Origin of the sequence: Mesorhizobium dulcispinae (genome assembly GCF_033977345.1) — a bacterium.
GTDB classification, from domain to species: domain Bacteria; phylum Pseudomonadota; class Alphaproteobacteria; order Rhizobiales; family Rhizobiaceae; genus Mesorhizobium; species Mesorhizobium dulcispinae.
On sequence record NZ_JAVIIY010000005.1, the window covers coordinates 348,089 to 369,161 of the forward strand.

The following is a 21,073-nucleotide window of genomic DNA, read 5'->3' on the forward strand; positions in this document are numbered from 1 at the left end:
AGGCCGCGCGGGTCCTTTGATGACTAGCCCTTGTGATGGACCTCTTGCAGCCCATAGACCGGCGTCGCGATGCCTTCCTGCCTGGCCTTCAGTTGCAGCGACAGATACTGCGAGTAGTGTCGGGACTGGTGCAGGTTGCCGCCGTGGAACCACAGCGCTTCCTGCTGTGTCGGCTTCCACATGTTGCGCTGCTCGCCTTCCCACGGGCCGGGGTCCTTGGTGGTGGCGGAGCCGAGGCCCCAGACCTTGCCGACCTTGTCCGCCACGTCCTGTGAGATGAGGTCCGCGGCCCAGCCGTTCATCGAGCCGTAGCCGGTGGCATAGACCACCAGGTCGGCCGGCAGTTCTGTGCCGTCGACGAACTTGACGCCGGTTTCCGTGAGTTCCTGCACCGCTGCGCCCGGTCCGCTCTTCAGCTTGATCGAGCCGTCGATGACGAGGTCACAGGCGCCGACATCGATGTAATAGCCGGAGCCGCGGCGCAGATACTTCATGAAAAGGCCCGAGCCGTCGTCGCCCCAGTCGAGCATGAAGCCGGCCTTTTCCAGATCCTGGTAGAACTTGGCGTCGCGCTCCTTCATCTGCTGGTAAAGCGGAATCTGGAATTCGTGCAGGATGCGATAGGGCAGCGAGGCAAAGATCATGTCCGCTTTTCGCGTCGTCATGCCGTTCTCGACCGCCTGCTCGGAATAGAGGGCTCCGAGGCCGATATCCATCAGCGTGTCGGACTTGACGATATGCGTGGACGAGCGCTGCACCATGGTCACATCCGCGCCTGCTTCCCACAGCGCCGCGCAGATGTCGTGGGCGGAGTTGTTGGAGCCGATGACGACGACCTTCTTGCCGACATATTTGTCCGGGCCCGGATGGGTCGAGGAATGCTGCTGCTCGCCCTTGAAGATGTCCTGGCCCTTGTATTTCGGCCAGTTCGCCTTGCCGGACATGCCGGTCGCCAGCACCAGCTGCTTCGGCTTCAGCACGATCTCCTTGCCGTCGCGTTCGACGACGACGGTCCATTCCTTGGCCTTCTCGTCATATGTGGCGGATTTTGCGGTGGTGGAGGACCAGTAGTTCAGCTCCATCACCCTGGTGTACATTTCCAGCCAGTCGCCGATCTTGTCCTTCGGCGCGAAGACCGGCCAGTTCTTCGGAAAGTCGATATAGGGCAGGTGATCGTACCAGACGGGGTCGTGCAGGCAGAGCGACTTGTAGCGCTTGCGCCAGGAGTCGCCCGGACGCTCGTTCTTCTCGACGATGATGGTCGGCACGCCGAGCTGTTTCAGCCTGGCACCAAGAGCAATTCCGCCCTGGCCGCCGCCGATGATGACGACATAGGGCTGCCGGGTGTGGCCGAGCTCGGCGATCTCGTCGTCGCGCTCCTCGCGCCATGTCTTGCGGCCCTTGCCGTGGCCATGCTTGGCGCCGAGCGGGCGGGTGAAGCCGGCCTTCTCCTCGTGGCCTTTCAGCTCGGCAATGGTGGTCAGCAGCGTCCAGATCAAGTCGCCCTTGAACCGCACGAGGCCAAAGCCGCGCGCCACGCCGGTCTCGAAGGTGATCCAGGCGGTGACGATGCCACCGTCCTCGGTCGCTTCCTCGCCCTCGGCCACCGTCCAGCCGGTCGGCTTGGTGTTGGCCAGCGTCGCCCGCAGCATGTCGCGGATCTGGTCGCGGCCCTCCATCGTCCTCAGGTTCCAGGTGAAGGCGACGAGATCGCGCCAATAGCAGTCGGCCTGGAAGCAGTTGACGGCGGTGTCGATGTCGCCGGCTTCCAGCGCCTTGCCGATTTTGTCGAGCAGCGCCTGCGCCTTGGTGGTTGGTGTCCTCTCGAGCATGTGTTCTCCTCCGCTTGCTAGAGTTCAGGTACGAACAGCAAGCGGCGTGCCAACCATGGTGCCCGGTGAGGATTACAATGGAATCAATTTGTTAGGGCGCTGTTCCGTCGTCTTGCCTGTTGCGGCAGTGTTGCGCGCGCTACAGCGCGCCACAGCCGCCGCAACGCTAGAGCGGTTCACCGTTTCACGGAAACGGTGAACCGCTCTATCTCTTTGTTTTGAAGCAATTCCGGACGGAAGACCGCTTCACACTTTTCCTCGAATTGCTTTAGTTCGGTGCTTCCAGGCGCAGGCGCTTCATCCGGCGATGCACCGTTGTGCGGTCGATGCCAAGGCGGCGCGCGGCCTCGGAAATGTTCCAGCCTGCCGCTACCAGCGCGCTCAATAGCGCCTCTCGCTCTTCACCGGGCGAGGGCGGCCGTAGCGCGACAAGCTTCGCATGCGGGACCGATGGCGCCGCATGCGGCATCGCGAAGTCGGGCAGGTCGGCGGGCTGGATCGTGCCGTCGTCGCAAAGCGCCACCGCCAGATCGATGGCGTTGACGAGCTCGCGGATGTTGCCGGGCCAGCCGTGGCGGATCAGCGCCAGCCGCGCCGCTGGCGACAGTTTCGCCGGCCGGGCGGCAAGGCGGGCGCGCTCGGCCACCAGCCGGTCCAACAGCCATTCGAAATCGGTGCGCTCGCGCAGCGCCGGCAGGGCCAGCGAGGCGGCGTTCAGCCTGTAGAAAAGGTCCTCGCGGAAACGGCCCTCGGCGACAAGCTTGCGCAGGTCATGGTGCGAGGCCGAGATGACCTTGATGTCGACGGGCCGCGGCTCGGTGCCGCCGACCGGGATCAGTTCGCGCTCGGCGATCACCCGCAACAGCCGCGACTGCAGCGCGTAGGGCATGTCGCCGATCTCGTCGAGGAACAGCGTACCGCCGTCGGCGCTCTCGATCAGCCCTTTGCGCCCCTTGGACGCGGCCCCGGTGAAGGCGCCCGCCATGTGCCCGAAAAGCTCGCTCTCGATCAGATGTTCCGGGATGGCCGCGCAGTTGATGGCCACGAACGGGCCATGGCGCCCGGAGCTGTCATGGATCGCGCGGGCAAGAACCTCCTTGCCTGAGCCGGTTTCGCCATGAATCTGGATCGGAATCGACGTGCGCGCCAGCTTGGCGGCCCTGATCTGCATCGCCGCCATTGCCGGATCGCCGCCCGAAAGCTCGGCAATCGGCTTCGGCAGCACTTCAGCGGGAGCGCGGCGCATGCTCTGCGGCTGCGGCTCGATGGCGTGCGCAAAGAGGGCGCCGCCGTTGCGGCCGAACACCAGCCGCTCCTCGGTCGGACGCCCGCGCGTCAGGTTCGGCAGGTCGTCGATGCCCATGTCGAGATAGCGCGAGATCGGCTGGCCGATCGGCGAGGGCGAGTGCCTCCAGTCGACACCGCCGGCCTGCGCCAGAAGCAGTGCTGCGCCGCGTGTCGTGCCGAGGATGCGGCCCGAGGCGTCGAGCGCGATCGCCGCCTCCGGATCGACGTCGAGGAACTCAGGCGACCGCGAGAAGCGCAACACCCATTCGGAGTGCATCTGCGCCATCAGATTGGCGAGCTCGATGCGGCGCGCCGAGGCGGTCACCAGATGCAGCGCCAGATTCTGACTGCCCTTCGGCTGCGGCGAACGCAGCAGCGATATGTCGAGCACGGCGGTCAGCTCGCCCTTGGTGTCGAAGATCGGCGCGGCGGTGCAGGAAAGCGGCGTGTGGGTGGTGTCGAAATGGTCGGTCTGATGAATGGTCATGGCCTCGCCGGTGACGATGCAGGAGCCGACGCCGCAGGTTCCGGTGCGGCTCTCCGACCATTCCGAACCGAGATAGAGCCCGGCCTTGCGCAACTGGTCCATGAACAGCGGATCGCCGAGGAAATCGACGGTGACGCCCTTCGCGTCGGCCAGCAACAGGACGTAGTTCTGGCCCGCCACCTGCTTGAACAGTGTCTCCAGGCCGCTGCGGGCAATGGCGATCAGCCGTTCGGATTGCTCGCGGTGCTCGCGCAACTGAGTGTCGGGAACGATATAGGCTTCGGTCGGCCGGGCAGGGTCGAGCCGGTGCGTGTCGACGCAGCGCAGCCAGGACTGCACCACAATGTCGTCGCGGGCCGATCGCGCGCCCGACAGAACCTGCTCGATCTCGCGGATATGCTCCCGTTCGCCGGCCATGCGTCCTCCTCGCAGGCAACGTCCTTTGCCGGGCAATAGTGGTGCTTCAGCCCCGCGCGCTCAACTGTACTATGGTAGCGCGAGGGCCGCCGATCTCACAGGCGGGTGAATTCGCGCGGCACCCCATTGACGAGTCCGCGTTTTGGCCCTTATTGTCCGCCGCCATGAAAACAGCACTCATTCTCGTAGGCTGGCGCGTGGGCAAGGCGGTGTAACCGCCGGGCGAAAACCTCCCATGCGCATCCCACAGGCTCCCTCGGGGGCCTTTTTTATTGCCCAAAACCCAACTAAACGACCAGCAATCGCCAGGCGGCGAACAATACGGGACCCAAACCGATGAGCAGTGGACAGAACGAGCGGCGTGAAATGACGGGCGCCGAAATGGTGGTGCAGGCGCTGAAGGACAACGGCGTCAAGCACGTCTTCGGCTATCCGGGCGGCGCAGTTCTCCCAATCTACGATGAAATTTTCCAACAGGACGAGGTCGAGCACATTCTGGTCAGGCACGAGCAGGGCGCCGGGCACGCGGCGGAAGGCTATGCGCGCTCGACCGGCAAGGCCGGCGTGCTGCTGGTGACGTCCGGTCCCGGCGCCACCAACGCGGTGACGCCGCTGCAGGACGCGCTGATGGATTCCATCCCGCTGGTGTGTCTCACCGGCCAGGTGCCGACCTCGCTGATCGGCTCCGACGCCTTCCAGGAATGCGACACGGTCGGCATCACTCGGCCCTGCACCAAACACAATTGGCTGGTGAAGGACGTCAACGAGCTTGCCGCCACCATCCACGAGGCCTTCCATGTCGCGACCACCGGGCGCCCCGGCCCGGTCGTGGTCGACATTCCGAAGGACGTGCAGTTCGCCAAGGGCGTCTACGTGCCGCCGCAGACGGCGCCGCGCACCAGCTACCAGCCGAAGGTCCAGGGCGATCTGGAAAAGGTGAAGGCAGCGGTCGAGCTTATGGCCTCCGCCAAGAAGCCGATCATCTATTCGGGCGGCGGCGTCATCAATTCCGGCCCGGAAGCCAGCCACCTGCTGCGCGAGCTGGTCGATCTCACCGGCTTCCCGATCACCTCGACGCTGATGGGCCTCGGTGCCTATCCGGCGTCAGGCAAGAACTGGATCGGCATGCTCGGTATGCATGGCACCTACGAAGCCAACATGGCGATGCATGACTGCGACGTGATGATCTGCATCGGCGCGCGTTTCGACGACCGCATCACCGGCCGGCTCAGCGCATTCTCGCCGAACTCGAAGAAGATCCACATCGATATCGATCCGTCCTCGATCAACAAGAACGTCCATGCGGACGTGCCGATCCTGGGCGATGTCGGCCGGGTGCTGGAGGATCTGGTGCGGCTGTGGCGGGCGACCGCCAAGGCCGACAAGAAGGCGCTTTATCCGTGGTGGGAGCAGATCGCGAAATGGCGCGCGCGGGACTCGCTTGCCTACAAGATGAACAACGACGTGATCATGCCGCAATACGCCATCCAGCGGCTCTACGCGCTGACCAAGGATATGGATACCTACATCACCACCGAGGTCGGCCAGCACCAGATGTGGGCGGCGCAGCACTATCATTTCGACAAGCCGAACCGCTGGATGACCTCCGGCGGCCTGGGCACGATGGGCTATGGCCTGCCGGCAGCGCTCGGCGTGCAGATCGCGCATCCCGACGCGCTGGTCATCGACATCGCCGGCGACGCTTCGGTGCAGATGACGATGCAGGAGATGAGCTCGGCGGTGCAGTACGAGGCGCCGATCAAGATCTTCATCCTGAACAACCAATATATGGGCATGGTGCGCCAGTGGCAGCAGCTCTTGCACGGCAACCGGCTGTCGCATTCCTACACCGAGGCGATGCCGGATTTCGTCAAGCTGGCGGAAGCCTATGGCGGCCACGGCATCCGCTGCGACAAGCCGGACGAGTTGGACGACGCGATCCGGGAAATGATCTCGGTGAAGAAGCCGGTGCTGTTCGACTGCCGCGTGGCGACTTTGGCCAATTGCTTCCCGATGATCCCGTCGGGCAAGGCGCACAACGAGATGCTCCTGCCGGACGAGGCGACCGACGAGGCGGTGGCCAACGCCATCGACGCCAAGGGCAGGGAACTGGTGTAGGCAGCCACCAAGGCGGGGCTGTCGAGAGAAAGCCATGCACAAACAGAGAATTAGCTCAAAAGTCTGAAATCGAGATTCACGTCATGAACGCACAGCACCTTCAACCGACCGGCTCCGCCTATTTCATCTCCAAGGAAACCGAGAAGCCGGAAACGCACACGCTTTCCGTGCTGGTCGACAACGAGCCGGGCGTGCTCGCCCGGGTCATCGGCCTTTTCTCGGGGCGCGGCTACAACATCGAAAGCCTTACGGTGTCCGAGACCGAGCACGAGAAGCATCTGTCGCGCATCACCATCGTGACGCGCGGCACGCCGCATGTGCTTGAGCAGATCAAGCACCAGCTCGAGCGCATCGTGCCGGTGCACCGCGTGGTCGACCTAACCGTGCGCTCGCATGAACTCGGCCAGGAGCGGCCGCTGGAGCGCGAGCTTGCGCTGGTCAAGGTCGCCGGCACCGGCGACGCCCGCGTCGAGGCGCTGAGGCTGGCCGACGCGTTCCGGGCCAGCGTCATCGACGCCAATACCGAGCATTTCATCTTCGAGATCACCGGCAAGGGCTCCAAGCTCGATCAGTTCATCGCCATCATGAAGCCGCTCGGCCTGGTCGAAATCTGCCGCACCGGCGTCGCTGCGATGAACCGCGGCCCGCAGGGTATGTGAGCGCGCGCCAATCGCTGCTTGCGCTGCATCAATCCCTCTCTGGTCCTGCAGTCGCCCATTCGTGGCTTTTGCGCGTCTGCCAAAAAAGGACAATAAGGCTGACGTATCTAGGGAGGATACGATGTCTCTCAACGCGTTCCTTGCTCTCTTGGGTTATGCCTTCGTGACCTCGATCACGCCGGGGCCGAACAACCTGATGCTGCTGGCCTCCGGCGTTAATTTCGGCATCGTCAGGACCGTTCCCCACATGCTGGGCATCAGCATCGGCTTTCTGATCCTGCTGCTGGCCGTCGGCTTCGGGCTCGGCGCGGTGCTGACGGCGTTTCCGGCGCTGCACACGGCGCTGAAAATCGCGGGCGCCGCCTACCTGCTCTACCTCGCCTGGAAGATCGCCATGTCGCGCTCGATGAGCGACAAAAAAGGGGCGGAGGCGCGGCCGATGCGCTTCATCGACGCCGCCGCGTTCCAATGGGTCAACCCCAAGGCGTGGGTGATGGCGATCACCGCCATGGCCGTCTACACCAACCCCGACCACCCGTTCGTTTCGGTGGCGCTGATCTCGATCGCCTTCACCATCGTCAACCTGCCCAGCGTCTCCGTCTGGGCCGGGTTCGGCACCGCGTTGCGCGGCTTCCTGTCGGATCCCATGCGCCTGAAATGGTTCAACATCGCCATGGGTCTGCTGTTGGCGGCAACGCTCTGGCCGATGCTCCGCTAGATGTATCGATATTCAGGTGAGGCCGGCCTGCAAACGCCGGCTTCCTGCGCTTCCGGCCTTCGCCGGCAGAAGCACTCATGAGTAGCGGTTGCAGTTAAGGCTACGGCCGGCGTAGGCCGGTGCTCACGGACCGAATGTCCGCTCCGCTCCGGCCTTCGCCGGCCGAAGCCCTGATAGGTGCCTCCGCTCTATGACGGCTACGGTCGGCGTAGGCCGGTTCTCGCAAGCCACGGTTTTCGACTCGGCCTGACCTGAATCTCGATACATTTTGGCGGCCTTTTGAACCGGCTGAGAAGCCGGATCCAGCTCCCGTTAGCCGGCTGCACAGCGATTGTGCAGTGCACATTAAATCTTCGTAATGCCGCCCTTTGGCCCTTTCCCGCCAAAGCCTTGTCCTATCTATTCGGCGAAAATCGCGGCGACGTGCCGTGAATCGAGCTAGAATAAGACCACCGGGTTCGGCGTGTCGGTAGAGGACTTATGGTCGATGCGCAGAAAAATCGCTCTTGCAGTCGTTGCGCTGGCCTGCCTCGCAGGTGTCGGCCTTTATCTCTCGCCCACCGCCATAGGCAAGGTCCAGCAGTTGATCTCGGGTCAGCGGGCAGCGACAGATAGCGCGGAGAAGACGGCCAAGGCGTCGGATGGTCCGAAGGGCGGCGGTGGCGGCCCGCGTTCGGCCTCGATCGTCTCGGCAACCGCGACGATCGCCGATTTTCCGATCCGCCGCTACGCCATCGGTTTCGTCTCTTCGCCGGAGGTGGTCAGCGTGAACGCCCGTGTCTCCAGCCAGATCGTGTCGATCGCCGTCAAGGACGGGCAGATGGTCAAGGCCGGCGATCTCCTCTTCTCGCTGGACGATCGCGCGCTGAAGGCGCAACTCGCCAAGGACCGGGCGACGCTCGCCAAGGACCAGGCGCTGTTGGTGAGCGCCCAGGCCGATCTGCAGCGCGCCAAGGACCTCGTCGCCAGGCAGGCGGGCACGCAGCAGACCTACGATCAGGCGCTGGCGGCGCAAAAGGCCGCGGCCGCCACTATCGATGCCGACAAGGCGACGATCGACGCCGATACGGTCCAGTTGAGCTACGCGTCGATCACCGCGCCCATCTCGGGCAGGCTGGGAGCGGTCAACGTCTCCGTCGGCGACCTCGTCACAACCAGCAACGGCAACTCGAGCAACGCGACGCCGCTTGTCACCATCACGCAGATGGATCCGCTGCAGGTGGATTTCACCTTGCCTGAGAGCAATCTGGCGCTGCTGCACAAGGAAATCGCGAACCCGCAGCAAGGGGACGTGACGCTGACCAAGGACGGCGATCCGACGCCGATCGGCAAGGGCACGCTCGACTTCGTCGATTCCAGCGTCGATACCGCTTCCGGCACCATCGCCACGCGGGCGAGCATACCGAACGCCGATCTTTCGCTGTGGCCGGGCCAGTATGTCAACGTCGTGCTCGATGCCGGCACGATGCCGCAGATGACCTCGGTTCCAACGGTCGCCGTGCAGCCCAGCCAGAAGGGGCCGTTCGTCTATGTTGTCAAGCCCGACAACACCGTCGAGATGCGGCCGGTGCAGGTGGCGCTGACGGAAGGCGAAAACACCGCCATCAGCCAGGGTCTGAAGAGCGGTGAAAAAGTCGTCGTCGAGGGCCAGACAAGGCTGAAGAACGGCGCCGCCGTCCACGAAGGCAAGACGGCCGGCAATGGCGCCGATCAGGCCGCTCCCAAGGTCGCGGAAGCCGGCAAAGCCGGTGAGGCGCGGCCATGATCTCCGAATTCTGCATACGCAGGCCCGTCGCCACACTGCTGATGTCGTTCGCCCTCGTGCTGGGCGGCATCTTCGCCTACAAGTTCCTGCCAGTGGCGGCACTGCCGAGCGCCGAATTTCCGGTAGTCAATGTCTCGGCCCAGCTACCGGGCGCATCACCGGAAACCATGGCGACATCGGTGGCGACGCCGCTGATCAAGCAGTTCTCCACTATCGCCGGCATTGATACGATCTCGACCACCAACTCGCTTGGCCAGACCTCGATCGCCATCCAGTTCGTGCTCAACAGGGACATCGACGCCGCCGCGGCCGATGTCCAGGCGGCCATAGCGCGCACGCAGAGGCAATTGCCACCACAGATGACCTCGCCGCCGAGCTACCGCAAGGTCAATCCCGCCGACGCGCCGATCCTTTTGATGTCGCTGGTCAGCGACACGGTTCCGCTCACCGAGCTCGATGCCTTCGCCGAAAACGTCATCTCGCCTTCGCTTTCCACCATCGATGGCGTGGCGCAGGTTTCAATCTTCGGCCAGCAGAAATATGCGGTACGCGTCCAGATCGACCCAACGGCGCTCGCCGCGCGGGGCATCTCCATTGATCAATTGCAGACGGCGATCGCTTCCGCCAACAGCAACACGCCGCTCGGCGTCCTGCAGAACAACAAACAGCAGCTCACCATCACGGCCAACACCCAGCTGACCAATGCTGCCGGCTTCTCCAACCTGATCATCGCCACCAAGAACGGTCGTCCGGTACGATTGGGCGAGGTGACCCGCGTCATCGATTCCGTGCAGACCACGACAACGGCGAGCTGGTACGACGGTACCCGCGCGATCATCATGGCTGTGCAGCGTCAGCCCGACGCCAACACGGTCGAAGTGGTGGATCACGTGAAGGCGATGCTGCCTTCCTTCCAGGACCAGATGCCCGGCGCGGCCAGCATCAAGCTGCTCAACGATCGGTCGACCTCGATCCGCCAGGCCGTCGACGACGTGCAGTTCACGCTACTTTTGACCATCGCCCTGGTGGTGATGGTGATCTTCGTGTTCCTGCGCCGTGTCACCGCAACGATCATTCCGGCGGTGGCCGTGCCGATCTCGCTGATCGCAACGCTGGGTGCGATGTTCCTGTTCGGGTTCTCCATCGACAACATCTCGCTGATGGGCCTCACGCTTGCGGTCGGCCTCGTCGTCGACGACGCCATCGTCATGCTGGAAAACATCTTCCGCCACATGGAGGAAGACGGCATGTCGGCCTTCGACGCTTCGCTGAAGGGCGCGCGCGAGATCGGCTTCACCATCATTTCCATCTCCATCTCGCTGGTGGCGGTATTCATTCCGGTGCTTTTGATGGATGGCGTGATCGGTCGCATCTTCAATGAGTTCGCGGTCGTGGTGACGGTGGCCATCCTGGCATCGATGTTCGTGTCGCTGACGCTGACGCCAATGCTGTGCTCGCGGCTACTGTCGGTGACGAAAGCCGACCGCCAGGCGCATGGGGACGGTCAGAGGCACGACATCTTCACCCGTGGCTACAATTGGCTCCTGACCTTCTGCCTGCGGCACACTTTCCTGGTGTTCCTTGTCTTCGTCGGAACGGCGGCGCTGTCGGTCTGGGTGATCCAGGCCTCGCCGAAAGGGTTCTTCCCGCAGGAAGACATCGGCCAGATTTCGGTGACCACCATCGCTCGCCAGGACATTTCGTTCGCCGCCATGGCCAAGCTGCAGGGGCAGGTGGCTGACGTCTTTTCCCACTCGCCCTATGTGGACCACGTCGCATGGTCGGCGGGGAGCGGCAACAATGCGCTGAACCAGGGGCAGCTTTACGTTCAGCTGAAGGACAAGAGCCAGCGCCCCGATATCGAGAAGGTGCTCTCGGACCTGAGGCGGCAGCTGGCCGGCGTCGCCGGCATCGAGGCCTATATGCAGCCAGTGCAGAACCTGAGACTTGGTTCGCGGTCGTCCGCCAGCGCCTATCAGCTGGTCGTGCAGGGACTGGATACCGCCCAGACCGATATCTGGGCGCAGAAGCTTAACGACGCCATGGCTGCCGATCACACGACGTTCACCGACGTCACCAGTGACCTGCAGAACAACTCACTCCAGGCAACACTGGTGGTCGACCGCGACAAGGCCGCCCAGCTCGGCATCGATACCGACACGCTGCGTTCGAGCCTCTATGGCGGCTTCGGCACCGCACAGGTCTCCACAATCTTCGGCTCGGCGGACAGCTACCAGGTCATCATGGAACTCGATCCCAGGATCGAGTGGTCGCCGGAGCGGATGCTGGCCATCCAGGTGCGGACGGCGAGCGGCAGCCTGGTGCCGCTCGGCGCCTTCGCCCATGTCGATCGCACGGCGGGCGCGCTGACCGTCAATCAGCTCGGCCAGCTGCCGGCGGTGACGCTCTCCTACAACCTGCCGCAGGGCGTATCGCTCGGCGACACGGTGACCCGCATCGACCAGCTGAAAGAGCAGATCGGCATGCCGAAAGCGATCTCGACCAGCTTCGCCGGCACCGCCAAGACCTTCCAGGATTCGCTCGCCAACCAGGGCCTGCTGATCGGCGGCGCGATTCTCACGATCTATATCGTGCTCGGGATGCTCTATGAGAGCTTCATCCATCCGCTCACCATCCTTACCGGCCTGCCGTCGGCGGTGCTCGGTGCGGTGCTGGCGTTGCGCTTTGCCGGCATGGATCTCTCGGTGATCGCGGTGATCGGCATCCTGATGCTGATCGGCATCGTCAAGAAGAACGGCATCATGATGGTCGACGTCGCGCTGGAGCTCAGGCGGCAGGGCATGTCGGCCCAGGAGTCCATCCACAAGGCCTGCCTGATGCGTTTCCGGCCGATCATGATGACGACGCTCGCCGCATTGATGGGCACGTTCCCGATCGCCCTCGGCACCGGCGCCAGCGCCGAACTGCGCCAGCCGCTCGGCGTCGCGGTGGTCGGCGGTCTGCTCGCCTCGCAGGCGCTCACGCTGTTCGTCACGCCCGTGATCTATGTCTATTTCGAGAACTTCTCCGGCTGGCTGGTCAGCTTCTCGTCGAAGAAGAGCCGGCCGACACTGCATGCGGTCGAAAGCAGCGAGCAGCCCTCGCTTTTCGAGGAAGAGGCCGAACCGAAAAAGGTGGCCGCCGAATAGGCACGATCCCGAAAAGTTGCGGACTTTTCGCGGAAGACCATGTTTCAAAAAACAAAAATCCAAGCGGCCGCGCTTGGCCCAAGGTCTCGTTCTTGCGGCAACGCGGCGGCGATCCTAGTCTGGCGTCATGTCCCATGATCATGACCACGACAACGAGCTCGACCCGTTCGCGGCGCGGGTGCGCGCGCTTGAGACGATCCTGATCCAGAAAGGCCTGATCGACCCGGCGGCCATCGACGTCATCGTCGATACCTACGAGACGAAGATCGGCCCGCGCAACGGCGCAAGGGTGGTGGCCAAGGCCTGGAGCGATCCCGCCTATGCCGACTGGCTGAAGCGCGACGCGACGGCGGCGATCGCGTCGCTCTCCTATACCGGCCGGCAAGGTGAGCACATGCAGGCCGTCTTCAACACCGAAGAGACGCACAACCTCGTCGTCTGCACGCTCTGCTCCTGCTATCCGTGGTCGGTGCTCGGCCTGCCGCCGGTCTGGTACAAGGCGCCGCCTTATCGCTCGCGGGCAGTGATCGATCCGCGCGGCGTGCTGGAAGAATTCGGGCTGACGCTGCCGAAGAGCAAGAAGATCCGCGTCTGGGATTCGACGGCCGAGCTTCGCTATCTGGTGGTGCCGATGCGGCCGGAGGGCACCGAGGGCTGGAGCGAGGAACAGCTTGCCGGGCTGGTCAGCCGCGACGCGATGATCGGCACAGCGCTGGCCAAGGAGCCGGCATGAACGGGGAGCCTCAATGAACGGGCCGCAGGATCTCGGCGGGCAGATGGGTTTCGGGCCGGTCGCCCCCGAGAAGGACGAGCCCTATTTCCACGCCGAATGGGAAAAGCGCGCGCTGGGCGTGACGCTCACCGCCGGCGCATTGGGCGCCTGGAACATCGATGAGAGCCGGCATGCGCGGGAGTCGCTGCATCCGGCTGACTATTATGCGTCCAGCTACTATCAGATCTGGATCAAGGCGCTGGAAGTGCTCTTGAAGCGCCACGGCTTCATCACGCAGCGCGACCTTTCGGCCGGCAAGGCGGTCGATCCGGCCGCGACACCCAAGCGCGTGCTGAAGGCTGCGGATGTGCCCGCCGTGCTCGCCAAGGGCGGGCCCTGCGATCGTCCGGTCGCCACGCCGGCGCGATTCCGAGCGGGCGACCGGGTACGGACGAAGAATTTCAACCCTACCGGCCATACGCGCCTGCCGCGCTATGCGCGCGGCAAGAAGGGGACGATCGAGGCGGTGCGCGACGGCTTCGTGTTCCCCGACAGCAATGCGCATGGCAAGGGCGAGAACCCGCAATGGGTCTATACCGTGGTTTTCGATGGGGGCGAGATCTGGGGCGAGGGCGCCGATCCAACGCTCAGCGTCTCGATCGATGCCTGGGAGAGCTATCTTGAGCCGGCATGAGGTCAAACTGCCGGACGGATTCGATGATCCGGTATTCGCCGAACCATGGCAGGCGCAGGCTTTCGCGATGACGGTCGCGTTGCACGACGAGGGCCTGTTTTCGTGGAGTGAGTGGGCGGAGGCTTTGTCCGCCGAGGTGAAGAAGCCGGGCGCCGCGAGTGACGGCCGTGACTATTACGAGCATTGGCTGGCGGCGCTGGAAAAATTGCTGTCGACAAAGGGTGTTGCCGGCAAAGTCGAGGTCGACGCGCTCGCGGCCGCCTGGGAGCGCGCCGCGCACGCCACGCCGCACGGCAAGCCGATCCTGCTGGAGAACGATCCCGGACTTGGCAGGTAGCTGGACCCAAAACAGGTTTGTTCCCTTTACGTTCTTGTTTGCGCCTGATAGCGTGCCAGGCCTGTAGCAAATGAGATCGTCACCGGTAGCGCCGGTGATGGCACGCCAATCTTGTATTTCGCTCGCGAATCCGGTCTGTCGCGTTGATGGAATTCTCTCCCCAACAGGACGAGGCTTTGAAGGCGGTGGGCCGCTGGCTGAAGGACGGCCGGCCGCAGATCTTTCGCCTGTTCGGCTTTGCCGGCACGGGCAAGACGACGCTGGCGCGCTATTTCGCCGAGCATGTCGACGGGCAGGTGCAGTTCGCCGCCTTCACCGGCAAGGCAGCCCAGGTGCTGCGCTCGAAGGGGGCCGTCAACGCCCGCACCATCCATTCGCTGATCTACAGGCCGAAGGGCGAGGAGTCGGTCGAGGACGAAGTGACCGGCAAGACTTCGATGTCGCCGACCTTCGCGCTCAACCGGCAAAGCCCGATCGCGCGCGCCAAGCTGGTCGTCATCGACGAATGCTCGATGGTCGACGAGCAGCTCGGCCGCGACCTGATGAGCTTCGGCACGCCGATCCTGGTGCTTGGCGACCCCGCCCAGCTGCCGCCGATCTCGGGCGGCGGCTTCTTCACCGAGCACGAGCCGGACGTGCTGCTCACCGAGATCCATCGCCAGGCGCAGGACAATCCGATCATCCGGCTGGCGCTCGACGTGCGCGAAGGCCGCGAGTTCATGCATGGCGACTACGGCACGGCGCAGGTGATCGGCAGGGAAGGCGTCAACCAGGAGCTCGTGCTGAAGGCGGACCAGGTGCTGGTCGGCACCAACCGCACGCGACGCCGCTATAACCAGCGGCTGCGCGAGCTGAAGGGTTTCAATGCCGACTATCCGCAGGCCGGCGACAAGCTGGTCTGCCTGCGCAACGATCCGGCCAAGGGGCTGCTCAACGGCTCGCTATGGAAGGTGATGACCTCGTCGCGCGAGACTATGAAGCCCGGGATCAACCTGCTGGTTTCGCCCGAGGAGGACGATCCCGACCGCGGCGTCGCCAAGATCAAGCTCTTGAAGGCGGCGTTCGAGGATCCGGAGGCCGAGATCCCCTGGCAGCAGAAGAAACGCTTCGACGATTTCGACTACGGCTATGCGCTGACCGTGCACAAGGCCCAGGGCTCGCAGTGGAACGATGTCGTACTGTTCGACGAGAGCTGGGCATTCAAGGAGACGCGACAGCGCTGGCTCTACACGGCAATCACCCGCGCCGCCGAGCGGCTGACGATCGTGCGGTAGAGCGGTTCGCCGTTCACTGAAACGGCAAACCGTTCTACCTCCTTGTTTTGACGCAATTCCGGTCGGAGGGCTACGGCGAAGTCGCCGAGCCTAACCGTTTCACACTTTTCCTGGAATTGCTCTAAGTTTCGCTCACCGGCCTGGCGCCGAGCCACTGCCAGGCTGCGGTTTCGTCGTCACTGTCGAAATGCCTGAACTCGAACGGCAACGCCTTCGGGAAGAGCCCTCCGACAAGGGGTGCCCAGCGCGGTTCCCCGATAGCCGCGCAACGGACGACATGCTCCAGCGCGTCGGCCACGCCTTGTCGGATCGTATTTTCCGAAATGTTGGCCCAATCGACGCTCTCCTCATCGGTCAGCCTCACCAGCACGTCGATCCTCGGGTGCAGGGCATAGGCGGCTTCCAGCAGGCCGAAAAGGTTTTCCGCGTCCGCCGGCGAAACATCGCCGACGACATCGATGGCAAAAAGCGCGTCACGGTTTGTATCGAGGCGGCGTATCGCCGGCACGGCTTCGAGGGACTTCACAGGCAAATCCTTGCGCTACGGCAATTCCGGGAAAAGTGCGAAACGGTTTTCCGTCAGGAATTGAGTTAAAACAGAGAGCCTTAACCACCATCTCGTCCCTGGAACACCGGAAACCCTCTATCTGTTCCCTGCAAAGGCGCTATAGATGCCCGCCAAACGCAGAGCGGTTCAGCGTTTGACAGAACCGCCGAGCCGCTCTGAGTATTTGTTGCTACGCAATTCCGGACGGAAAACCGCTACGCACTTTTCCTGGAACTGCTCCAACTGGACGTCGGATCATGCCCGCAAAGCTTTCGGTCAACCTCAACGCTGTCGCCATGCTGCGCAACCGCCGCGACCTGCCGTGGCCGAGCGTTACAGGGCTCGGGCGCATCGCGCTTGCCGCCGGCGCGCACGGACTGACGGTCCATCCGCGTCCCGACGAGCGGCATACGAGACACTCCGACCTGCCGGAGATCAGGGCGCTGATCGACGATGAGTTCCCAAAGGCGGAATTCAACATCGAAGGCTATCCGACCAAGGATTTCCTGGCGCTTGTCGAAAAGAACCAGCCGGAGCAGGTGACGCTGGTGCCCGACGACCCGGCGCAGGCGACCTCGGACCATGGCTGGGACTTCGCCGCGCAGGCGGCGTTCCTGACACCGATCGTCAAGCGGCTGAAGAAGGGCGGTTTTCGGGTGTCGCTGTTTTCCGATGCCGATCCGGCCGGCGTGAATGCCGCGCGCGATACCGGCGCCGACCGGATCGAGCTCTATACCGGGCCCTATGGCGGTTACCATTCCGATTCCGCCAAGGCGGCCAAAGAATTGGAAAGACTGGGAAAAACCGCGGATGCGGCACTCGCGGCGGGGCTCCGGGTCAATGCCGGCCACGATCTGACGGTGGCCAACCTGCCGACATTGGCCAAACGCATTCCGGCATTGGCCGAAGTATCGATCGGACATGGGTTGACAGCCGATGCGCTGGAGTATGGCATGGCCGGCACGGTTGGGCGGTTCTTGAAGGCCTGCGGATGGTAGGGCGCCTTGCGTAGCTCTTTCGGTGAGTCCCGCGCTTTGCGGCAGCCTGGGAGCGTAGTGTATCTGATGAAATGGGGTTCATGGTGCTAGCCAACACTGGCGAAACAGAATCCCTCGAACGTTCGGGCCATGCCGAAGCCGAGCGGCAGCACAGCACCAAGGTTCTCATGCTTGGTGCGCTCGGTGTCGTTTACGGTGATATCGGCACCAGCCCGATCTATGCCTTCCGCGAGGCGCTGCATGCTTCGTCGAGCTCGGTTGCCCGTCACGATGTGCTCGGCGTGCTGTCGCTGATCGTCTGGGCGCTGACGATCATCGTCACGATCAAATATGTCGCCTTCGTGCTGAGGGCCGACAACAAGGGCGAAGGCGGCACGCTGTCGCTGATGTCGCTGGCGCGCAGCGCCTATCCGCAGGGCTCCAGCCTCATCCTGGCGATCGGTCTTTGCGGCGCGGCCCTCTTCTTCGGCGATTCGATCATCACGCCGGCGATCTCCGTGCTTTCGGCGGTTGAAGGCCTGGAGGTCGTCACGCCGGCGCTCGATGCCTATGTCGTTCCGATCACGCTGGTGATCCTGGCGGTGCTTTTCGCCGTGCAGCGGTTCGGCACGGGCAAGGTGGCGGCCGTGTTTGGACCCATCACGGCGACATGGTTCGTGGCGATCGGCGCTGCCGGCCTCTATCATATCGTCGACGATTGGTCCGTCCTGCTCGCGATCAACCCATATTACGCTGTCTACTATCTGGCCACGACGCCGACGGGTGCCTTCGTCACCGTCGGCGCGGTGTTCCTGGCGGTCACCGGCGCCGAGGCGCTCTATGTCGACCTTGGTCATTTCGGCCGCAAGCCGATCGTGCTGGCATGGTTTTCGGTGGTTTTCCCTTGCCTGCTGCTGAACTATTTCGGGCAGGGCGCCTTCGTGCTCTCCCATGGCGGCAAGCCGACGAACCCGTTCTTCCAGATGCTGCCCGAATGGGCACTGATGCCGATGGTGGGCCTGGCAACGGCCGCGACGGTCATTGCCAGCCAGGCGGTGATCTCCGGCGCCTTCTCGCTGACCAGGCAGGCTGTGCAGCTCAGTCTTTTGCCCCGCATCGAAGTGCAGCACACGTCCGAGATGCAGAGCGGCCAGATCTATATGCCCAGGGTCAATCTCTTGGTCGCGCTCGGCGTGATGCTTCTGGTCGTCGGCTTCGGCAGTTCTAGCGCGCTGGCCGCCGCCTACGGCATTTCGGTGACCGGCGAGATGCTGATGACAACGGTGCTGCTGTTTGTCGTCATGCGTTGGCTCTGGAAGTGGCAGCTGGCGGCTGCCTTGGCGCTGGCATTGCTTTTCGGCGTCATTGACCTCGGCTTCTTCTCGGCCAATGTCGTCAAGATCGTCGAAGGCGGCTGGGTATCGATCACGGTGGCATCGATCATGGGCCTGATCATGTGGACCTGGATCCGCGGCAGCCGCTATCTGTTCGACAAGACCCGCCGCAACGAGATCCCGCTCGACTTTCTGGCGATAAATCTCCTGAAGAAGAAGCCGCAACTCGTGTCGGGCACGGCGGTGTTCCTGACCAGCGACCCGTTGAGCGCACCGACCGCGCTGATGCACAGCCTGAAGCACTACAAGGTGCTGCACGAAAAGAACGTCATCCTTTCCGTGGTGACGGCACCGCAGCCTGTCGTGCCCGACAGCGATCGCGTCAAGGTGGAAACGGTCAACGAGCTGTTCATGCGGGTATCGCTGACCTTCGGCTATATGGAGCAGCCGAACATCCCGCGCGCGCTCGCGATCTGCCGCAAGCAGGGCTGGAAGTTCGACATCATGACGACATCCTTCTTCCTGTCGCGGCGCTCGCTGAAAGCCTCGCCCAATTCCGGCATGCCTATCTGGCAGGACCGGCTGTTCATCGGGCTTGCGAAAACAGCGGCGGATGCGACGGAGTACTTCCAGATCCCCACCGGGCGTGTGGTCGAAATCGGCACGCAGGTCGCGATCTGACCCTTCAAGCCGGCACTTTGCGCAATAGATTTAAATGAACCGGTACAGGCCAAGCCCTGCACCGGCGGCATGGGAGCCCTAACGCCAGGGCACTTGATATTGCGCTGCAGCAAGCGTAGAGCACCGCGCATTTTATCGGAGCGTCGTCCATGGCCCTTGCGAATGGTGCTGAGACAGAACCCGTCGATCAAACCGGGATTCCGGAAATAGAGCAGCACAGCACAAAGGTGCTGATGCTGGGCGCGCTGGGTGTCGTCTATGGCGATATCGGAACCAGCCCGATCTACGCGTTCCGCGAGGCTTTGCACGCTTCGTCCGGCGGCGACGTCGCCAACCGGGCCGATATTCTCGGCGTGCTGTCGCTGATCATTTGGTCGCTCACCATCACGGTCACTGTAAAATACATCATGTTCGTGCTGCGCGCCGACAACCGCGGCGAGGGCGGTGTGCTATCGCTGATGGCGCTGGCGCGCGGCAGCTTTCCGACGCGCTCGGCGATCATTCTCGGCATCGGCATCATTGGGGCGTCGTTGTTCTTCGGCGATGCGGTGATCACCCCCGCGATCTCGGTGCTTTCGGCGGTCGAAGGTATGGAGGTGGTGACGCCTGCCTTCCAGCCTTATGTCGTGCCGCTGACACTGCTTGTCCTCGCCATCCTGTTTGCCGTGCAGCGGTTCGGCACGGGTGGCGTCGGCCTCGTATTCGGTCCCGTGACCGCGGTATGGTTCCTGGCCATTGGTCTCTCCGGCCTCAATCACATCATCGACGATCCAGAGATCCTGTGGGCGATCAGCCCGCATTACATCGTCGCGTTCCTGATCAATTCGCCCGACGTTTCCTTCGTCACCATCGGCGCGGTTTTCCTGGCGGTTACGGGCGCCGAGGCACTCTATGCCGACCTTGGCCATTTCGGCCGCAAGCCGATCGTGCTGGCGTGGCTGGCGATTGTCTTCCCCTGTCTGCTGCTGAACTATGCCGGACAGGGTGCCTTCGTGCTCGCCCAGGGTGGCACGGTCGGTCATCCGTTCTTCGAGATGAACGAGGGCTGGGCTCTCATCCCCATGGTGGCGCTGGCCACAGCGGCGACGGTCATCGCCAGCCAGGCGGTGATCTCCGGCGCCTATTCGCTGACCCGGCAGGCGGTGCAGCTCAACATGCTGCCGCGACTCGAGATCCTGCACACGTCGGAGAAACAGTCCGGCCAGGTCTACATGCCGCGCGTGAACATGCTGCTGGCGCTTGTGGTGATGCTGCTGGTGGTCGGCTTCGGCGCTTCGAGCAGACTGGCCTCGGCCTACGGCATATCGGTCACGGGGAACATGCTGGTGACGACGACGCTGCTCTTCGTCGTCATGACGCGCATCTGGAAGTGGAACATCTGGCCGGCCGTCGCGCTGACGGCGGCGTTCGCGCTGATCGATGTCGGCTTCTTCGCCGCCAACATCGTCAAGGTGTTCGAGGGCGGCTGGGCGTCGCTCGCGGTCGCCTTCGCCATCATCCTCGGCATGTGGACCTGGGTGCGCGGTAGCCGTTACCTCTTCGAAAAGACCCGCCGCAACGAGATCCCGCTCGACTTCCTGGCGGCGAACCTTCTCAAGAAAAAGCCGCAGCTAGTGTCTGGCACGGCCGTTTTCCTGACCAGCGATCCGCTGAGCGCGCCGACCGCGCTGATGCACAGTCTCAAGCACTACAAGGTGCTGCACGAACAGAACGTCATCCTCTCGGTGGTGACGGCGCCGCAGCCGGTGGTGCCGGACAGTGAGCGAGTGAAGATGGAGACTGTCAACGAGCTGTTCATGCGGGTGACGCTGACCTTCGGCTACATGGAGCAGCCGAACATCCCGCGCGCGCTGGCGATCTGCCGTAAGCAGGGCTGGAAGTTCGACATCATGACGACGTCCTTCTTCCTGTCGCGGCGTTCGCTGAAGGCCTCGCCCAATTCCGGCATGCCGATCTGGCAGGACAGGCTGTTCATCGGGCTTGCGAAAACAGCGGCGGATGCGACAGAGTACTTCCAGATCCCCACGGGGCGCGTCGTCGAGATCGGCACGCAGGTGGCCATTTGAGGGGCCGCAACGCTAGAGG

The 21,073-nt window shown here is 63.5% G+C and carries 15 protein-coding genes; 12 read left to right on the forward strand and 3 right to left on the reverse strand.

From position 1 onward, the window contains the following. Positions 1–23: 23 nt before the first annotated feature. Positions 24–1,832 carry an NAD(P)-binding domain-containing protein gene (locus RFN30_RS14640; protein ID WP_320262788.1) on the reverse strand — a complete coding sequence of 603 codons (1,809 nt, stop codon included), beginning with the start codon at positions 1,830–1,832 and terminating at the stop codon, positions 24–26. A 268-nt stretch (positions 1,833–2,100) separates the two neighbouring features. Further along, a complete protein-coding gene (locus RFN30_RS14645; protein ID WP_320262789.1) occupies positions 2,101–4,023 on the reverse strand; it encodes a sigma-54-dependent Fis family transcriptional regulator in 1,923 nt (640 codons plus the stop codon). 336 nt (positions 4,024–4,359) lie between these two features. Between RFN30_RS14645 and RFN30_RS14650 the strand changes: the two genes are divergently transcribed. From RFN30_RS14650 to RFN30_RS14690, 9 genes are all read left to right on the forward strand, one after another. Then, positions 4,360–6,141: an acetolactate synthase 3 large subunit gene (locus tag RFN30_RS14650; protein WP_320262790.1), complete on the forward strand. Its 1,782-nt coding sequence runs from the start codon at positions 4,360–4,362 to the stop codon at positions 6,139–6,141. 83 nt (positions 6,142–6,224) lie between these two features. After that, on the forward strand, positions 6,225–6,800 hold the full coding sequence (ilvN, locus tag RFN30_RS14655) for an acetolactate synthase small subunit (protein WP_320262791.1): 576 nt from the start codon (positions 6,225–6,227) through the stop codon (positions 6,798–6,800). A gap of 121 nt (positions 6,801–6,921) precedes the next feature. Beyond that, positions 6,922–7,518: a LysE family translocator gene (locus tag RFN30_RS14660; RefSeq protein ID WP_320262792.1), complete on the forward strand. Its 597-nt coding sequence runs from the start codon at positions 6,922–6,924 to the stop codon at positions 7,516–7,518. Between the two features lie 487 nt (positions 7,519–8,005). Then, the gene (locus RFN30_RS14665) at positions 8,006–9,283 is read left to right on the forward strand and encodes an efflux RND transporter periplasmic adaptor subunit (RefSeq protein ID WP_320262793.1); all 1,278 of its coding nucleotides are present in this window, start codon (positions 8,006–8,008) and stop codon (positions 9,281–9,283) included. Further along, on the forward strand, positions 9,280–12,432 hold the full coding sequence (locus tag RFN30_RS14670) for an efflux RND transporter permease subunit (RefSeq protein WP_320262794.1): 3,153 nt from the start codon (positions 9,280–9,282) through the stop codon (positions 12,430–12,432). Before RFN30_RS14665 ends, RFN30_RS14670 begins: the two co-directional genes overlap by 4 nt. 127 nt (positions 12,433–12,559) lie before the next feature. Next, entirely contained in the window at positions 12,560–13,165 is a 606-nt protein-coding gene (nthA, locus tag RFN30_RS14675; RefSeq protein ID WP_320262795.1) for a nitrile hydratase subunit alpha, read from the forward strand. Positions 13,166–13,178: 13 nt separating this feature from the next. Next, entirely contained in the window at positions 13,179–13,838 is a 660-nt protein-coding gene (nthB, locus tag RFN30_RS14680) for a nitrile hydratase subunit beta (protein ID WP_320262796.1), read from the forward strand. After that, positions 13,825–14,175, forward strand: coding sequence for a nitrile hydratase accessory protein (locus RFN30_RS14685; protein WP_430699042.1), 351 nt, complete (start codon positions 13,825–13,827; stop codon positions 14,173–14,175). Before nthB ends, RFN30_RS14685 begins: the two co-directional genes overlap by 14 nt. A gap of 146 nt (positions 14,176–14,321) precedes the next feature. Beyond that, positions 14,322–15,449, forward strand: coding sequence for an ATP-dependent DNA helicase (locus tag RFN30_RS14690; RefSeq protein WP_320262798.1), 1,128 nt, complete (start codon positions 14,322–14,324; stop codon positions 15,447–15,449). Between the two features lie 121 nt (positions 15,450–15,570). Here RFN30_RS14690 and RFN30_RS14695 read toward each other — a convergent pair whose 3' ends face one another. After that, on the reverse strand, positions 15,571–15,975 hold the full coding sequence (locus tag RFN30_RS14695) for a SpoIIAA family protein (RefSeq protein ID WP_320262799.1): 405 nt from the start codon (positions 15,973–15,975) through the stop codon (positions 15,571–15,573). Between the two features lie 278 nt (positions 15,976–16,253). On the opposite strand from RFN30_RS14695, the gene RFN30_RS14700 reads away from it, so the two are divergent. The 3 genes from RFN30_RS14700 to RFN30_RS14710 all read left to right on the forward strand — a co-directional run bounded on the left by RFN30_RS14700 (position 16,254) and on the right by RFN30_RS14710 (position 21,054). Continuing rightward, positions 16,254–16,994, forward strand: a complete 741-nt coding sequence (locus RFN30_RS14700) for a pyridoxine 5'-phosphate synthase (protein ID WP_320262800.1) — start codon at positions 16,254–16,256, stop codon at positions 16,992–16,994. A gap of 80 nt (positions 16,995–17,074) precedes the next feature. Then, positions 17,075–18,988 carry a potassium transporter Kup gene (locus tag RFN30_RS14705; RefSeq protein ID WP_320262801.1) on the forward strand — a complete coding sequence of 638 codons (1,914 nt, stop codon included), beginning with the start codon at positions 17,075–17,077 and terminating at the stop codon, positions 18,986–18,988. 149 nt (positions 18,989–19,137) lie between these two features. Further along, positions 19,138–21,054: a potassium transporter Kup gene (locus tag RFN30_RS14710; RefSeq protein WP_320262802.1), complete on the forward strand. Its 1,917-nt coding sequence runs from the start codon at positions 19,138–19,140 to the stop codon at positions 21,052–21,054. Positions 21,055–21,073 lie beyond the last annotated feature (19 nt).

Excerpts from the sequence above, each read along its gene's own strand:
- RFN30_RS14705 (WP_320262801.1), top strand. The coding sequence starts at position 17,075 with ATGGTGCTAGCCAACACTGGCGAAACAGAATCCCTCGAACGTTCGGGC.
- RFN30_RS14700 (WP_320262800.1), top strand. The coding sequence starts at position 16,254 with ATGCCCGCAAAGCTTTCGGTCAACCTCAACGCTGTCGCCATGCTGCGC.
- RFN30_RS14690 (WP_320262798.1), top strand. The coding sequence starts at position 14,322 with ATGGAATTCTCTCCCCAACAGGACGAGGCTTTGAAGGCGGTGGGCCGC.
- RFN30_RS14710 (WP_320262802.1), top strand. The coding sequence starts at position 19,138 with ATGGCCCTTGCGAATGGTGCTGAGACAGAACCCGTCGATCAAACCGGG.
- nthA (WP_320262795.1), top strand. The coding sequence starts at position 12,560 with ATGTCCCATGATCATGACCACGACAACGAGCTCGACCCGTTCGCGGCG.
- RFN30_RS14650 (WP_320262790.1), top strand. The coding sequence starts at position 4,360 with ATGAGCAGTGGACAGAACGAGCGGCGTGAAATGACGGGCGCCGAAATG.
- RFN30_RS14660 (WP_320262792.1), top strand. The coding sequence starts at position 6,922 with ATGTCTCTCAACGCGTTCCTTGCTCTCTTGGGTTATGCCTTCGTGACC.
- RFN30_RS14665 (WP_320262793.1), top strand. The coding sequence starts at position 8,006 with ATGCGCAGAAAAATCGCTCTTGCAGTCGTTGCGCTGGCCTGCCTCGCA.
- RFN30_RS14640 (WP_320262788.1), bottom strand. The coding sequence starts at position 1,832 with ATGCTCGAGAGGACACCAACCACCAAGGCGCAGGCGCTGCTCGACAAA.
- RFN30_RS14670 (WP_320262794.1), top strand. The coding sequence starts at position 9,280 with ATGATCTCCGAATTCTGCATACGCAGGCCCGTCGCCACACTGCTGATG.
- ilvN (WP_320262791.1), top strand. The coding sequence starts at position 6,225 with ATGAACGCACAGCACCTTCAACCGACCGGCTCCGCCTATTTCATCTCC.
- RFN30_RS14645 (WP_320262789.1), bottom strand. The coding sequence starts at position 4,023 with ATGGCCGGCGAACGGGAGCATATCCGCGAGATCGAGCAGGTTCTGTCG.
- nthB (WP_320262796.1), top strand. The coding sequence starts at position 13,179 with ATGAACGGGCCGCAGGATCTCGGCGGGCAGATGGGTTTCGGGCCGGTC.